Here is a 13,157-nt window from a genome sequence, read left to right as displayed (position 1 = left end):
CGATGCGCCGCGCCACCGACCATGATTTTCGGTACTGCTGTCAACCCGAGTCGCCCGCCTGCCCACGCACGGAGCGGCCGGGCGAGCCGATCGTCACCGGTTGACGGCGCCGAGCGCGAGCTGCCGATTCGGCACCGATTGTCCTAGGACGCTCTGGTCATTCGTCTTTATCGACGGCGTACGGGCTGGTCGTCGACGGGCTGGCCGTGGACGAGGTGCTGGTCCACGATCCGGGTGGCCAGTTGCGGGTCGACCTGGGTGTACCAGACGTCGTCGGGGTGGACGACGACGAGCGGCCCGAGGTTGCACGGGAAGAGGCAACCGGTCTGGGTGAGCAGGATGTCGTCGTCGGTGAGTCCGCGTGCGCGCAGGCTTTCGGCGAGCGTGTCGGCGGTCGCGCCGGCGCCGTACGCGGTGCAGCGTGGGCCGCGGCAGACCAGCACGTGGCGGCGGTGTCGGGTGATCGCGGACCAGGCGGGGCTGCGGAACGGTCCGGGGTTGCCGGACAGGGGTGCGGTGGGTTGGCGCAGGGCGTCCAGGACGGCGGTGACCAGTGCCGGCTGGGTGGCCAGCGGCGCGCCGACCGACACCCGTGGCGGCGGCGGGTCGGCGGGGCGGGAGGTGACCCAGTCGGCGTAGGCGCGGCGGAGCCAGACGTCGAGGTACCGGTCGGGCGGCAGGTGGGTGGGGACGAGGACGACGTCGAGCGCGCCCGCCGACCGGGCGGCGTCGAGTGCGTCGTGCAGCGACGGCGCCGCCCCGTCGAGGAAGCAGGCCCGGACCGGCTCGCCGAGCGCCCGCGCGACCTCGTCGGCGAGCCGGTGTACGGCGTCGTGTCCGCCGGTGTGGGCGACCGAGCGAGCGACGAGCAGGGTGTGTCTGGTGGTCATGACGTGGGTGGGTGGTAGGTGATGACGGGGCGGCCGGTGCCGGGGTGCGGGGTGATGTCGGCCCGTACGCCGAACACGTCGTGGAGCAGGTCCGGGGTGAGCAGGTCGGTGGTGGGTCCGGTGGCGGCTACCCGGCCGTGGTGCAGGACGACGAGGGTGTCGCAGAACATCGCCGCCAGGTTGAGGTCGTGCAGGGCGGCGACGGTGGTGATGCCGGAGCGTCGGACCAGGTGCAGGAGCTGGAGCTGGTGGTTGATGTCGAGGTGGTTGGTGGGCTCGTCGAGCAGGAGCAGTTCGGGTTCCTGGGCCAGCGCCCGGGCGAGTTGGACGCGTTGGCGTTCGCCGCCGGAGAGGGTGCGCCAGGTTCGGTGGGCGAAGTCGGTGAGGTCGACCCGGGCCAGGGCGTCGGTGACGGCGTCGTGGTCGGCGGTGCTCTCCGACCACCGGGAGCGGCGGTGCGGCGTACGCCCGAGTAGCACCACGTCGTGAACGGTGAGGTCGAGGTCGGTCTCGGCGTGCTGGGCGAGCAGGGCCATCCGCCGGGCGACGGTCCGGCGGGGCAGGGTCGCCAGGTCCTCGCCGCCGAGGAGGCGGTGCCCGTGGTCCGGGGTGGTGAGTCCGGCGACGATCCGCAGCAGGGTCGTCTTTCCCGAGCCGTTCGGCCCGAGCAGGCCGACCAGGGTGCCGGTCGGTACCGTGCAGGAGACCCGGTCGATGATCGTCGCTGTCTGTACGGTGTGGCTGACGTCGGTGACCTGGAGCATCAGTTGCCCGCCAGCCGTCGGCGCAGCAGCAGCACGAACGCGGGTACGCCGAGCATGGCGGTGAGCACACCGACCGGGAGTTCGCGTGGTTCGAACACCGTACGGGCGGCGGTGTCGACCCAGATCAGGAAGATCGCCCCGGCGAGAACCGCGACCGGTAGGAGTCGGCGGTGGTCGGGGCCGGTGAGCAGCCGGGCGGCGTGCGGCAGGAGCAGCCCGACGAAGCCGATCGCGCCGCTGACCGCGACGAGGGTTCCGGTGAGCAGGGCCGCCGTGGTCAGCAGCAGCCAGCGGGTGCGGGTGACGTCGACACCGAGGGTGGCGGCCGAGTCGTCGCCGAAGGCGAACGCGTTCAGCGTACGGGCGTGTCCGAGGAGCACGGCCAGGACGACCGCGAGGGCGGAGACGGCGTAGCCGAGGGAGGTCCAGTCGGACCGGCCGAGCGATCCGGACAGCCAGAAGGTGATCTGCTGGGTGGCGTGCGGGTCGGCGGCCCAGATGATGACGAACGAGGTGACGGCGGCGCAGAGTTGGCCGACCGCGACACCGGCGAGGATCATCCGGGTCGGTGCGAGCCGGCCGCCCCGGCTGGTCGCGGCGGCGATGACCAGGGCGAACGCCGCGAGCGCGCCGGTGAACGCGCCGCCGGTCAGGGACCAGACCGCCGACCCGAGTCCGGTGACGGTGACGGTGACCGCACCGAGGGACGCTCCGGAGGAGACGCCGAGCAGGTACGGGTCGGCGAGCGCGTTGCGGGTCAGGGTCTGCATCACCGCCCCGACGGCGGCGAGTCCGGCGCCGACGGTGGCGGCGAGCAGCACCCGGGGTAGGCGGATCTGCCAGACGATGTGGTCCCGCAGCAGCGGCACGTCGGAACGGAACACGCCCAGGTGGTCGCCGATCACCGCCCACACGGTGCCGAGGGAGAGGTCGGCCGGTCCGACGGTGACCGCGGCGCCGATCGAGAGCCCGAGCATGCCGGTCAACGCGACGACCAGTGCGGTGCCGCCCAGGACGCGCGCCCGGCCCGGCGCCGCCGTCGGCGCCGGGCGTGGAGTGGTCGTGGTGGTCAGCGCGTCACCCGGGCCGGCAGTGCGGTGAGTCCCTGGGCCAGGTGCTCGATGCCCAGGACGTTGCGGACCCCGGCGCTGGTTTCGGAGAACGGGATGACGACGAACCGTTTGTCCTTGACGGCCGGTAGGTCCCGCAGGGCGGCGTTGCCGGCGAGGAATTCCTGTTTGGCGGTGGCCCGGTCCCACTCGGCGTCGACGAGGACGATGACGTCCGGGTTGCGTTCGACGACCTTCTCCCAGCTCGTGTCGCCCCAGCTACCGGTGAGGTCGGTGAACTTGTTGGTCACCCCGACCGCCGACATGATGAGCTGCGGTGCCCCACAGCAGGCGCCGACGCTCGGCGCGTCGGTTCCGGCGTCCCACCAGAGCACCGAGATGTCCTTCGCGTCCCGGACGCCGGAGGCGGCCGAGGTGATCCGGGACTTCTGCGCGTCGATCAGCGCGGTCGCCCGTTCCGGCACTCCGAAGATCGCCGCTACGTCGCGGATCTCGCCGAACACGTGGTCGACGGTGAGCGGGGACGGGCGGGTCTCCTTCGGGCAGCCGGCCGGCGAGAGGTACGTGCCGACGCGCAGACCGGTGTAGGTGTCCCGTTCACCGACGCCCTCGTCGCTGAACGCGCTGGCGAACGAGGCGTAGACGAAGTCCGGGGCGGCCTCGATCAGCTTTTCCTTCGACGGGTACTCCTTGGCCAGCACCGGGATCTTCTGGTACGCGTCGGCGTACTCCGGCAGGATGGTGTCGTCGAGGTACGCGGTGCCGATCATCCGGTCCTGTAGACCCAGTGCCAGCATGATCTCCGTCGCGGCCTGGTTCAGCGTGACCACCCGCGACGGTGGCTGGGTGACCTGCACGGGCAGGCCGCAGTTGGTGAGCGTGACCGGTGCGGCCGACGCCGCCCCGGACGGGGTGTCCCCGGTTCCGGCGCAGCCGGCGACCAGCAATGTGAAGATCATCACGGCGGACAGTGGCGTGACAGCACGCCAGGACATACGGGGCCGCATCGCGCGCAGGCGCACAGGGACCACCTTCCAGCACCTCGTGGACGGGTCGGTACGTGTGCCGTGGCCGGTCTCCTGGCTGCCGGGAAACGCGTCTCCGGCCGGCCTTCCCAGGCTGGTGCCCAGTGACCTCGTACGACGAGGGCCGGAGACTTCCCGATCACAGTGGCGAGGGCCGCGCCGGTATCCCACCGGCTTCCCGAGCACCACGGCAGCGACAACATAGCGTCATCGGACAACGCGTGCCATATGACGAACACCATGTCCGTCGTCCCCGGCGCCCCGTCGCGGGCCGTACCGGAAGCGGTTGGCGACCGCCCGTGACCCGGTGGGGGCGTCCGTCTCGCGTACCGACGTCTGTTCGACCGTCACCCGTTCGGCCGGGGCCGCTGACCGTCGGCCGGCGACGTCCCGGCGAGCGGACCCGAGCCGGCCGACCGGCGCGCGAGCAGCAGGATGACCGCGAGGGCGGCCACCTCGGCCGCGGCGGTGGCGGTGGCGGCGCCGAGCGGCCCGAACCGTGGTACGCCGAACGTGACCGTGATGGTCAGGATCACCGCGAGCACGGCCATGGCCCTCGTCGCGCGGGCGAAGTCGCCGTCGCCGATCCAGTTGAACATCAGCGCCCGGCTGACCGCCAGGAACGGCAGCGCCAGCATGAACACGGCCAGCCAGGTGGCGGCCTCCCGGTGCGGCAGGGACAGCAGCGTACCGGTGAGCCAGGGCGCGAGCCCGGCGACCGCGATCGCCATCGGGACCGCGCAGACCAGTGCCATCGCCACCGAGAAGTGCGCCGGGTGCCTCGCGGATTCGAGACCCAACCGGTTGCGGGTACGCGCCACCATCGGCACCTGCAACGCCGACTGTACGACACCACCGATCGCCTGGTACGCGGTGACGAGCGCCCCGAAGCTGCCCATCACCGTGGGCGTCGCGACCAGCGACAGCACGAGGGTGGCGTACCGTGCCACGTACAGCTCGCCGAGGGCGAAGCCGAACAGGTGCCGGCTGGACCGGTATCCGGCGAAGGCGCGCCGCAGTGACAGCTCCCGGAACCGCGCGCGCCGCAGCGAACCGTCCCGACCGAGGACGAGTTCGCCGACGACGAGCTGGGCCAGCCCGGCGGTGGCGAGCGCGATCGTGAGCGGGACCCCGACCAGGACCATCACCAGCGAAGCGGCCTTGCTGCCGCACATCAGCACGGCGGTGGCCAGGAACCGCATCCGCCGGTTGAAGTCGGCGATCTGCAACTGTGCGACACCGTTGCCGAGCGCCACCACACCGGCCGCCACCAGCGCGGTGGCGCTGTATCCCCGGCCGGCGTAGAACTCGCCGATGACCAGCGCGCCGACGAGTACGGCGGGTACCACCACCAGGGCCCACTGGCTCCGTACGAGGGTGCGCTGTTCCTCGGTGCCGTTGAGGTACAGCAGGGCCGACCCGCCGCTGGCGCCGATGATGACAAACGCCAGCGCTGACGTCATCACCGTGTACGCCGCGATCTCGTCCGTCTGCCCGAACGACGCGCACAGTGCCAGGATCGCCGCGCTCAGCAGCCCGTTGGCGACAACGGCGCCGGCCGCGATCGCCGAGTTCCTGGCGAGACCACGGACTCCGGTCCCCGGGTTCGTGGGGCGGACGTCGGCGGTGTCACCGGTCGGCACGCCGGCCGTGGTTGGCACGACCCGTACTCTACGCAACGCCGGCCCCGGGGTGCGTTCGGCACGACCCGTGCGGGACGGCGGTTGGCCGTCGAGCCATCGCCGTTCGCGGGACGAGGTCGGCCACGCCCCCGGAGCTCGACACCGGCTCTAGGATCATTCCTCTCCCGGGACCGCCTCGTGGTCTACGGCACCCTCGACCTGGTCGCCGAACCGGCCGTTGGCGGCCGGAGCGGTTCTACCCCGAGTTGTACGGCCTGAGTCTCGACAACCAGGGCCATGTCCACAGTGGCTGGTGAGCGACCCGCGGGTGTGGCCGGCTTCCTCTAGGATCACCGGACCAGGCCAGGACCGAGACGTTGCGAAAGTAGGATTCATGGCGGCACCGGACCGACCGGCATCTGCCGGTATCGACCCCTCGAAGCCCAGCATCGCGCGCGCCTACGATGTGGTTCTCGGGGGCAAGGACAACTTCGCGATCGACCGCGCGGTTGTGGGCGAGATGCTCAAGATTGTTCCGCAGCTTCCCGAGGTGGCCGCCTACAACCGGCAGATTCTCAGCCGAGGCGTCCGCTACCTGGTCGAGGAGGCCGGAATCCGGCAGTTCATGGACCTCGGCTCGGGGTTGCCGACGCGGGAGAACACCCACCAGGTCGCACAGCGCTCGGCGCCGGAGGCCCGGGTCGTCTACGTCGACAACGACCCGATCGTGCTGGCCCACGGCCGGGCTCTGCTGGTGGAGAACGAGAACACCACCGTGGTGACGGCCGACCTGCGGGACCCGCAGGCCGTACTCGACGACCCCGAGGTCCACCGTTTCATCGACTTCTCCCAGCCGGTCGGCGTGCTCCTCGTCGGCATTCTGCACCACCTGCACGACAGCGAGGACCCGCGCGGCGTGGCCAAGGCGTACATGGACGCGGTGCCCTCCGGCAGTCACCTGTTCATGACCAGCTTCTGCGCCTCCTTCCCCGAGGCCGCCGCACTCGAGGAGACATATCTCAGCGTGCTGGGCACCGGGCGGTTCCGGACCCTGCCCGAACTCCAGGGCTTCTTCGGGGACCTGGAGATGGTCGAGCCCGGCCTGGTCTCCCTACCCGAATGGCGGCCGGAGTCCCCGATCGACCACGAGCTGACCGTGGCCGAACGCCTGATGGCCGGTGGCATAGCGCGCAAGCCGTGAGCGGTTGGGACAGCGGCGACCGTTCGGCCGCCGCTGTCCCAACCGGCCGGGGGAGGGTCAGCGGCGGCCCACGAAGACGCTCTTCGGGATGTGACCGGTCACGACCTGGGTACGGTCGACGACCTCGGCGCTGTGGTAGTTCACCGCGATCGAGGCGAAGGAGTACGCCTTCGGCACGGTCAGACCGTGGGTGGTGGCGAGGAAGTCGACGGTCTTCTCGACCGCGATCCGCGTGGCGCGGTCGAGATCCCAGTGGATGCCCATCATCACCCAGTGGTCGTCGGTCTCGGCCCACGGCAGTTCGGTCGCCACGTCCTTGACCAGCCTGATCCGGAACGTACCGGAGAGCGAGTGCTCGACGGCGGTGCCGCTGACCTCGCCGTCACCCTGACAGCTGTGCGGGTCACCGATGAAGATCTGCGCGCCGGACTGGAAGACCGGCAGGTAGAGCGTCGTGCCGACGATGAGGTCGCGGACGTCCAGGTTGCCGCCGAACTTGCCCGGGGGCGTCGAGTTCTGCACCCCGCTGGCCGGCGGTGGGGCGTCCTCGGTGTTGCCGACGAACTCGCCCGTCGGCGGTGCGACCGCGATGATGCCCATGAACTTCTGGGTCGGGATGACGATGCCGTCGGCGAAGAAGACGACCTCCTTGCCACGGTGGATGCCGGTGCGGTAGAGGTGGGTGCGGACATCGGGCCAGACGCCGGCCGGGAGACCGGGCGGGACCTCGGTCGGCATGTCGAGCCCCTCGTCCCCGGCACGCCACCCGGGATAGAACGTGGCCATCACCCCGCTGGTCGGGGCGGTGCTGTTGAAGCCGTACGGCACGCGGGTGTCGATGTCGAGGATGTCGATCGCGATGGTGTCACCCGGCTGCGCGTCCCTGACGTAGATCGGGCCGGTCAGCACGTGACCGCCGTACTGCCTGCCGGTGGCCTGGCGCTCGGGCAGGGTCTCCCAGAAGGCCAGTCCGTCGGGCAGGATCTCGTCCGGTTCGACGCCGAAGGCACCGAAGTAGTCACGCGGGTCGACGGCGGGATTGGTCAAGCCCTGCTGGGAGAGGGTGTCGACGCGTACGGTCTCGCCGGATCGCATCGTCAGGCCGGGCTCCCAGTCGATCGGGTAGCCGCCCCAGTGCAGCTTGTCCGGGGTGGACCTGAGGTGGTGGTCCCACCTCGGGCGTCGCGGGCCCTTGCCGCTCGGGTGTCCCGGCGTCGCCTGGGCGGGAATCGGGGCACCGGCGGCGAGTGTGGCGGCCAGGCCGGTGGCCAGCAGACTCCTCCGACTTGCCGCGCTCCAGTGGTTGCTGGACATGGTCAACTCCCATCGCCGACGGGGCACCGCCGTCGCGCCCGGTTGCGCGAACGCCGTGACCATTATCGGGCCGGAGACGTTGGTGCTCGTACGGCGACGACTCCCGGCGCGCGTCGACAGCTAATAGTAAAGATTGTGAACAGAAAGTGTTACAGTCACCTCTGTCGATGCGCGATTCGTCGTCGGCCCCGTGGTATCCAGGAAGGAGTTCGCCATGTCGAAACTGCGCGCCCTGGTCGCGCTCGTGGCGGTGGCTGTGGTCAGCACGCTGGTGGCGGTCGTCCCGTCGAACGAGGCGTCAGCCGCGGCCTGTGCGGCACCGTGGCAGTCCTCGGCCGTCTACTGGGGAGGCAACCAGGCCTCCCACAACGGCCGCAACTACCAGGCGAGGTGGTGGACCCAGAACGAGGCGCCACCCGGCACCACCGGCGTCTGGCAGGACCTCGGGACCTGCGGCGGCGGTAGCAACCCGCCGCCCGGGGGGACCTGCAACTACCCGAACTGGGCCGCCGGCACCTGGTACGCCGCCGGTGCCATCGTGCGGTACACCAACGGCCTCTACTACATCGCCGAGCACGAGAACCCGGGCTACGACCCGATCGTCAGCACCTGGTACTGGGAGCCGTACGGCTGCAACGGCCAGCCGCCGCCCACCACCACTCCGCCCCCCACCAACCCGGGCGGCTTCGTGGTCAGCGAGGCGCAGTTCAACCAGATGTTCCCCGGACGCAACTCGTTTTACACGTACTCCGGGCTCGTCGCCGCCCTCAGCGCCTACCCGGCGTTCGCCAGGGCCGGCAGTGCCACGGTGCAACGGCAGGAAGCCGCCGCCTTCCTGGCCAACGTGCACCACGAGACCGGCGGGCTGGTCCACATCGTGGAGCAGAACCAGGCCAACTACCCGCACTACTGCGACTCCGGTCAGCCGTACGGCTGTCCGGCCGGGCAGGCCGCCTACTACGGACGCGGACCGATCCAGCTCAGCTGGAACTTCAACTACAACGCCGCCGGCAACGCCCTCGGCCTGCCCCTGCTGACCAACCCCTGGCTGGTCCAGAACGACGCCGCAGTGGCCTGGAAGACCGGCATCTGGTACTGGATGACCCAGAACGGCCCGGGCACCATGACCCCGCACAACGCGATGGTCAACGGCGCCGGGTTCGGCGAGACCATCCGCAGCATCAACGGCTCGATCGAGTGCAACGGCGGCAACCCCGCCCAGGTGCAGAGCCGGGTCAACAAGTACCAGCAGTTCGTCGGCATCCTCGGGGTGCCCGCCGGAGCCAACCTGTACTGCTGATCGGGCGTACCCGCCCGGTCCGGCTTCGTCACCCGCGTGCCCGGCTCCCCTCGGAGCCGGGCACGTCCGTCACCCGATCAGGGCTGGCGTACGGTCCGCAGCGCCGTACCCCAGGAGACCACCTCGTCGAAGACCACGTTGAGGGCCTCCACGTGCCGCTCGGTCGGCTTGAAGTCGTAGAAGTTCTCGAAGTCCCGGTACGAGTCGAGCGTCACCTGGGCGCGTACGGTCGCGACCTTCAGCTCGGCCAGGATCAGGCGGAGCGCCTCGACGGCCCGGATGCCACTGGCGGCACCGTAACTGACAAACCCGGCCGCCTTGTTGTGCCACTCCACGAACAGGTAGTCGATCGCGTTCTTCAGCGCGGCCGGCACGGAGTGGTTGTACTCCGGCGTCACGAAGACGTACGCGTCGAAGGAGTCGACCTTCGCGGCCCAGTCCTTCGTGTGCTGGTTCGCGTACTGCCCGACGGCGGGCGGCAGCGGCGCGTCCAGCAGCGGCAGACCCAGCTCGGCGACGTCGACCAGCTCGAACTCGGCGTCGGTGCGCTGGGCGGCGATCTCCCGCACCCAGTTCGCGACGATCGGACCGACCCGGTTCGGACGGGTGCTACCGAGGATGATTGCTACCTTCAGCATCGAATTTCTTCTCCAGACTCCGTTGACAGGCGCGGTACGTGCGGCGCGGCCACGGACGCGGCTACCGACCCGTGCGATCGATCTGCTGGAGATCCGGTCGGCAGTGTCGCCTCCGATGCGGTCGCGGTCCGGCGATCTGGTCCGACCGCGTGTCGGCCCCGAGCCCGCGGCCACTCGTCACACCGAGGCTGGCACACCGCGATCCCCGCGCCATCTGTCATGTGACTTAAACCCGAGCCGGTCGGGGCCACCCGCTCGGAACCAGGGGCGGTCGGTACCGTCCTCGCCGCGGGAAACGCACCACCCGACCTCCCCGTTTGCGCCTTTTGCTCCCCTGAGTCTGATTTGCGTGGTTTGAATGTCTGGTGCTGGATCCGAAGCGGCGGTGCCGCGACTAAGGTATGGATCGGAGAGGCTGTTGCGCGGCGAGGTTCGCCCCCGATCCGTCAGATGGATGTCGCCGTGGCCGGGTTGTCACCGGTGTGGTCGCGGCCGGGGAGCGAAGCGTGACGGGGCATGACGCCGGACATCGTCGGTAGGAGCGAAGCCCTCGCGAGAATCGACGGATTCCGCGAGCACGCCCGCGGGTCCGGGCACTCACTGGTCATCGTCGGCGAACCCGGCCTCGGGAAGACCACACTGCTCCAACACGCGGCCCGACTCTGGACAAACGAGGGCGGCCTCGTCCTGGTGGCGACCGCGGTCGAGTTCGAAGCGGACTTCAGTTTCGCCGGCCTGCAACAGATCCTGACTCCGCTGGTCGATTCGATCCCCGCCCTCGACGGCGCCCGTGCCGCCACCATCGAGGCCCTGTTCGATCCCAACGCCTCGGTGTCCCTGGATCGGCTGGCGGTCACCGGGGCGATGCGGGACCTGCTGCGCGTCGCGGCCCGCGAAGCGCCGGTTCTTGTCCTCGTCGACGACCTCCACTGGCTGGACCGCTCGAGCGCCGCGGTGCTCACGCTCCTGGCCCGGAGGCTCACCGGCACGCGCATCGGCTTCCTCGGGTCGACTCGTCCGGGAGCCGAAGGTTTCTTCGAACGGGCACGGTTGGACGAGTACGTGCTGGCCCCTGTTGACGAGCGGGCGGCAACGGAGATCCTGATGGCTCGCCACCCCGACCTGGCGCCGCCGGTCCGACGGGGGGTACTGGCCACGGCGGCCGGGAATCCACTGGCTCTCGTCGAACTGCCGCTGACTCTCGCCGACTCGGGTCAGGACGGTCCGCCGGTCGACCTCTCCGTCGTCCCGCTGAACCGGCGGCTCCAGGCGGCATTTTCGTCCCGGATCGACAAACTGCCCGACCCCACGCGGCAGTCGTTGCTGCTCGCCGCCCTCGAAGGTACCGGGAGCCTGCAGGTCCTGGAGGACGCCTCAGGCGAACGACTACTGGAGACACTGGCGCCCGCGGAACGCGCTCGGCTCATCCGCATCGCCGACCACGGCACCCGGGTGGTGTTCGCCCACCCGCTGACCCGGTCGGCGATCGTCAGCGCCTCCACCGCCGCGGAGCGGGACCGGGTCCACCGCCGACTGGCCGGAGTCGTCCGTGACGACCCGGACCGACGGGCCTGGCATCTCGCACAGAGCAGTCGAGGGCCCGACGAGCGGGCGGCGGCCCTGCTGGAAGAGGCGGGCTACCGCATGGTCAGGCGGGGCGACACGGTCGGCGCGGTCACCGTGCTCACGAACGCCTCGGTGCTGAGCCCCGCCAAACCGGAGCGGGCCCGGCGCTTGGCCGCCGCCGCCTACGTGGGTGCTCACCTGGGCGGCGGGATCGCGCTGGCCGGTGGCGCCCTGCGCGAGGTCCGCCAGCTCGATCCGGCGCATTCGGGATCGCTGGAGATGTCGGTGGCCACGTCATTTGTCATTCTCAACGCGGACGGTGATGTCGACACCGCCCACCACATCCTCGCCGGCGCCCTGGACGTGGTGAGCGAGGAGTCGCATCCCGTCTTCCAGGTCAGGGCAGCCCTGATCACGTTGCTGTACGTCTGTTTCTTCGGGGGGCGGAGCAATCTCTGGCCGGTTTTCGACACACTCGCGTCGCGCCTGAACAACCCGGAATTCGACGTTGTCGTCCTGATGCGGCACACCCACTCGGATCCGGCGTACGCAGGTGACGCCGCGTACCGCCAGCTTGACCGACTCATCGAGAACCTGGATCAGGTCAACGAACCCGGCACCATCGTTCTGGTCGGGCTCGCCGCCTCCTGGGTGGATCGGCTCCAGGGCTGTCGGGCCGCCCTGCACCGCGCGCTGGAGCTGGGACGCGCCGTGGACGACACGAGCATCATGACGCAGGCGTTGGTCCTGTTGGCGACCGACTCCTACTTCGCGGGGCAGTGGCAGGACAGCGAACGGTACCTGGCCGAAGCGCTCTCCCTGACCAGTCAACACGGACTCCGCGTCGCCGGCTGGGCGACCGACCACTCGCTCGCCACCCTCGCCGCCGTACGAGGGGACGACGAGACGGCGCGGCGGATCACCGATGAGCTGATCTACTGGGCCGCACCCCGGGGCGCGGACGCGGTGAGTCATCTCTGCCACTACACCCGCTCGCTGGTCGCACTGGGCCGCCAGGACTACGAGGAGGCGTACCGGGAGGCGACCTCGATCGGTCCCGCCGGTACCATTCCGGCCTACCGCCCGGTGGCGATCTGGGCCGTGCTCGACGTGGTCGAGGCCGCGGTCCGGACCAACCGTCAGGTGGAGGCGCGGGCTCACGTCGACGCGGCGCGGGCCGCGCGGGTCGACACGATCTCCGGCAGACTCGGCATGATGGTGACGGCCGCCGAGGCCCTCGTCGCCGCCGACGACATCGCGTCGGGCCTCTTCGACCGAGCCCTCGCGACACCGGAGCCCCACCGGTGGCCGTTCGACCGGGCCCGCGTCGAACTCCTGTTCGGCGAACATCTCCGCCGGACCCGGTCGCCACGCGCGGCCCGCGAACACCTTGCTCGGGCGTACGCGGCGTTCGAACGCCTCGGTGCGACAAGATGGGCCCAACGAGCCCACCAGGAGCTGCGGGCCGCCGGCCAGCGGACAGCCCCCACGACAGCGAACGACATCCTGACCGGTCGTGAGCATCTCATCGCCCAGATGGCCGCGACCGGCATGACCAACAAGGAGATCGGCGAGGAACTGTTCCTCTCGGCGCGGACCGTCGGAGCGCACCTCTACCGCATATTCCCCAAGCTGGGCATCACCTCCCGGGCAGGTCTGCGGGACGCACTCACGCGGACCCTCTCGGACGCGCGACAACCCGGAGGGGGACCGGTCTGATCCGGGCGGGACCAGGTCAACCGACCCGCGATCCCGCCCGGACCAGAG

At 70.4% G+C, this 13,157-nt stretch carries 10 protein-coding genes and 1 riboswitch; of the genes, 3 read left to right on the top strand and 7 right to left on the bottom strand.

The window, feature by feature from the left end; translation table 11 throughout:
• Positions 1-167: 167 nt before the first annotated feature.
• The 5 genes from ACI2K4_RS25940 to ACI2K4_RS25920 form a co-directional block, all read right to left on the bottom strand.
• Positions 168-890, bottom strand: a complete 723-nt coding sequence (locus ACI2K4_RS25940) for a (2Fe-2S) ferredoxin domain-containing protein (RefSeq protein WP_404514928.1) — start codon at positions 888-890, stop codon at positions 168-170.
• Complete coding sequence (locus ACI2K4_RS25935) at positions 887-1,654, bottom strand: ABC transporter ATP-binding protein (protein ID WP_404514926.1); 768 nt, start codon at positions 1,652-1,654, stop codon at positions 887-889. Before ACI2K4_RS25935 ends, ACI2K4_RS25940 begins: the two co-directional genes overlap by 4 nt.
• On the bottom strand, positions 1,654-2,631 hold the full coding sequence (locus ACI2K4_RS25930) for a FecCD family ABC transporter permease (protein ID WP_404514924.1): 978 nt from the start codon (positions 2,629-2,631) through the stop codon (positions 1,654-1,656). The genes ACI2K4_RS25935 and ACI2K4_RS25930 overlap by 1 nt, the downstream gene beginning before the upstream one ends.
• 92 nt (positions 2,632-2,723) lie before the next feature.
• Positions 2,724-3,683, bottom strand: a complete 960-nt coding sequence (locus tag ACI2K4_RS25925) for an ABC transporter substrate-binding protein (protein WP_404514922.1) — start codon at positions 3,681-3,683, stop codon at positions 2,724-2,726.
• Positions 3,684-3,775: 92 nt separating this feature from the next.
• Positions 3,776-3,954: riboswitch (cobalamin riboswitch) on the bottom strand.
• Between the two features lie 142 nt (positions 3,955-4,096).
• On the bottom strand, positions 4,097-5,410 hold the full coding sequence (locus ACI2K4_RS25920; RefSeq protein ID WP_404514920.1) for a lipopolysaccharide biosynthesis protein: 1,314 nt from the start codon (positions 5,408-5,410) through the stop codon (positions 4,097-4,099).
• A gap of 355 nt (positions 5,411-5,765) precedes the next feature.
• Between ACI2K4_RS25920 and ACI2K4_RS25915 the strand changes: the two genes are divergently transcribed.
• Entirely contained in the window at positions 5,766-6,572 is an 807-nt protein-coding gene (locus ACI2K4_RS25915) for an SAM-dependent methyltransferase (RefSeq protein ID WP_404514918.1), read from the top strand.
• A gap of 57 nt (positions 6,573-6,629) precedes the next feature.
• On the opposite strand, the gene ACI2K4_RS25910 is transcribed toward ACI2K4_RS25915, so the two are convergent.
• Positions 6,630-7,886, bottom strand: coding sequence for an acetamidase/formamidase family protein (locus ACI2K4_RS25910; RefSeq protein ID WP_404514916.1), 1,257 nt, complete (start codon positions 7,884-7,886; stop codon positions 6,630-6,632).
• 214 nt (positions 7,887-8,100) lie between these two features.
• Between ACI2K4_RS25910 and ACI2K4_RS25905 the strand changes: the two genes are divergently transcribed.
• Positions 8,101-9,186 (top strand): glycoside hydrolase family 19 protein, encoded by a 1,086-nt coding sequence (locus ACI2K4_RS25905; protein WP_404514914.1) that lies wholly within the window; start codon positions 8,101-8,103, stop codon positions 9,184-9,186.
• A gap of 77 nt (positions 9,187-9,263) precedes the next feature.
• Here ACI2K4_RS25905 and ACI2K4_RS25900 read toward each other — a convergent pair whose 3' ends face one another.
• A complete protein-coding gene (locus ACI2K4_RS25900) occupies positions 9,264-9,824 on the bottom strand; it encodes an NADPH-dependent FMN reductase (RefSeq protein WP_404514912.1) in 561 nt (186 codons plus the stop codon).
• A 516-nt stretch (positions 9,825-10,340) separates the two neighbouring features.
• Between ACI2K4_RS25900 and ACI2K4_RS25895 the strand changes: the two genes are divergently transcribed.
• Entirely contained in the window at positions 10,341-13,109 is a 2,769-nt protein-coding gene (locus ACI2K4_RS25895) for an AAA family ATPase (protein WP_404514910.1), read from the top strand.
• The last annotated feature ends 48 nt before the right edge of the window (positions 13,110-13,157 follow it).

The organism is Micromonospora sp. NPDC050397 (assembly GCF_044901685.1).
GTDB lineage: Bacteria > Actinomycetota > Actinomycetes > Mycobacteriales > Micromonosporaceae > Micromonospora_G.
Note: the sequence above shows the minus strand (reverse complement) of the source record. Positions and strands in the feature narration are given on the sequence as shown.